The sequence below is a fragment of the Neobacillus drentensis genome (assembly GCF_036965645.1).
GTDB classification, from domain to species: Bacteria; Bacillota; Bacilli; order Bacillales; family Cytobacillaceae; genus Neobacillus; species Neobacillus drentensis_D.
In genome coordinates, this window is record NZ_JBALPZ010000106.1 from 1 (window position 1) to 2,531 (window position 2,531).

The 2,531-nt window shown below is 35.6% G+C and carries 2 protein-coding genes; one reads left to right on the forward strand and one right to left on the reverse strand.

Annotation, left to right across the window (positions count from 1 at the left end):
• Positions 1–122 precede the first annotated feature (122 nt).
• Positions 123–1,067: a DMT family transporter gene (locus tag V7266_RS19360; RefSeq protein WP_335470049.1), complete on the forward strand. Its 945-nt coding sequence runs from the start codon at positions 123–125 to the stop codon at positions 1,065–1,067.
• A gap of 74 nt (positions 1,068–1,141) precedes the next feature.
• Here the strand turns inward: V7266_RS19360 and V7266_RS19365 are convergent.
• Positions 1,142–2,531 (reverse strand): ATP-binding protein (locus tag V7266_RS19365; RefSeq protein ID WP_335470051.1); only part of this gene is annotated, 1,390 nt, incomplete at its 5' end.

Genomic DNA, 2,531 nt, shown 5'->3' on the forward strand with positions numbered 1-2,531 from the left:
GCATATATCCACCTCAATATACTTATATTTTTTCATTCAATTCGGGTATTATTTTAGGGGTTTTTCCCTTATCATATAAAATATTATCATATTATTTTTATATTTAAAGGTGGAGAATCAACATGAATAGACGAAAGGGAATCTTCCTTGTTATAACAGGGGCCGTATTTTGGGGGATTGGTGGCACCATTGCCAAAAAACTTTTTCAACAGTATCAAATCGATGTCAATTGGCTCGTAACAATCCGTTTGCTCATAGCTGGTTGTTTACTCTTAACCGTTCAATTTTTTAGAAAAGACCGTTCCCAGATCCTTGGTGTTTGGAAATCGCGTAAGATCGCGATTCAATTAATGATCTTCGGATTAATAGGTATGCTAGCGGTCCAGTACACTTATATGGCTTCCATTAAACATGGAAATGCAGCCGTTGCCACACTTTTACAATATTTAGCCCCTGTAATGATTATCGTGTACTTACTTTTCCGCAAGCAAACGGTGCTAACCCGAAATGATGTGTTGACTGTTTTGCTGGCTTTAGTTGGTTGTTTTTTCTTATTAACAAATGGCTCAATCTCTCAATTATCTGTGCCAACTCCTGCCATCGTTTGGGGTATTTTATCTGGAATAGCTTTAGCATTTTATACGCTATATGCCGTTCCATTATTAAAACAATTCGATTCACTTGTCATTGTCGGATGGGCAATGATTATCGGTGGTATTGCATTAAGTTTTATCCATCCGCCTTGGCAAATGAATTTTAAAAGCTTGACGTTAGAAGCTTATTCCTATTTAGTCTTCGTCATCCTATTTGGTACGATGATTGCATTTTGGTTCTATATAGAAAGTCTTCAAAGTCTGTTACCTAAAGAATCCAGTCTACTAGGCAGTATAGAGCCACTAGCTGCCGTTTTAACTACGGTCTTTTGGTTAAAAGAACCCTTTGGTATTTTTCAATGGATTGGTACAGCATGTATGATCGGAATGATTTTATTATTGGCCTTGAATAAAGATTCTTCTTCAAAGACCCATTCAACCTCTCAAAATGAAAAGCCCCTCAGAGTTAGTTGAGGGGCTTTACGTAAAATATTAGATAAGCAAACCTTTGGTATCCTGAACAAGCCAAGAAAACACGCCTTCTGAGTTTACTCGTTATTAATTGGTAACAACAATTCTACTTTCGTACCTAATCCTTCTTTGCTCTTAATCTTAATGTCGCCTTTATGCAATTTTATAATACTTTTGGCGATATGCAGACCCAAACCAGAGCCTCCTGTTTCTCGGCTTCTTGCTTTGTCCACTCGATAAAACCTTTCAAAAATATTGTCTATTTCATTCTCTGGGATTCCAATTCCATAATCTATGATTTGGATTACGGCATGTTGGCGCGTTCTTTCTAAGAAGACCTCAATTTTTTCATTGCTGTATTTAATGGCATTATCAAGCAAGATGATAATTACTTGCTTGATTTTTAACTCATCTGCATAGATGATGATTGGATTTTCGTCAAAACGTAATAATATTTCCCTTTTATATACTTCTTTTAGTTGTCTTAAAATGCTTTCACATAAAGATACCAAATCGATCTTATTTATTTCTAATATATTTTCATTTTCTAAGTTTGCCAGGTCTAGAAATGTGTCAGTCATTTTTTGAATTCTAGTTGCCTCAGTATGAATGGCTTGGATGGCTTCTTCGGCTATTTCTTTTTTTTCTAACCCCTGCCTTCTTAAGAGATTGGCATAGCTTTTGATGATGGTTAAGGGAGTCTTTAATTCATGCGATGCATCAGAAACAAACTGCGCTTGCTTTGCCAAATTTTCTTGGAGCCGATCAATCATACGATTAAATGTACTTGCCATTGTATAAAGTTCATCTCTCGTTTTATTTTGGATATTGATCTTTTTTGGAACACCGCTTTTTTCAATTTCTTCCATGGTGTTAATCATATTGGAAATGGGTCTCATGATCATATTCGCTAACCATCTCCCTCCAAGTAAGGACAATAGAGCTGCTAATAGGGTACAAAACCCTAATATACCACGTAGAATTTCTTTTCTCGTTTCTAGACCCGATAGCCTTTCTCCTATTTCCAAGCTCCCACTAATTCCTCTTTTAATCGGCAAACGAACAATCAACACTTCTTCTTCCCCGTTTTCCGCCGAAATCACTCGCGTTTGGGATTGCTTTGTTGTTGTGTATTTTCCTTTCATTTTTTTTGAAAGTAATGGGTCATTGGTTACTTCATAAACGACCTTGTTATTCGGTTGAATAATTCTTATAAATGAATGGTCCGTTAAATATTCCTTTAATTTAACATTACTAGCAAAGGAGTTTGTATCCATCCCTTTTAAAATGTCCTCTGCCTTTTGAAAGAGGACATTCTCTTCCATATTTACGGTTGTTTTCATAAATAAAAAAAAGACCACAAAATTAATAATCATTAAAATGCATAGCATCCAGACTGTTGTTAACAGGTTAATTTTTGTTGTGATCTTCATCTTTTTTCTCCTTGATGGTGTAACCAATTCCTCT

Excerpts from the sequence above, each read along its gene's own strand:
- V7266_RS19360 (WP_335470049.1), top strand. The coding sequence starts at position 123 with ATGAATAGACGAAAGGGAATCTTCCTTGTTATAACAGGGGCCGTATTT.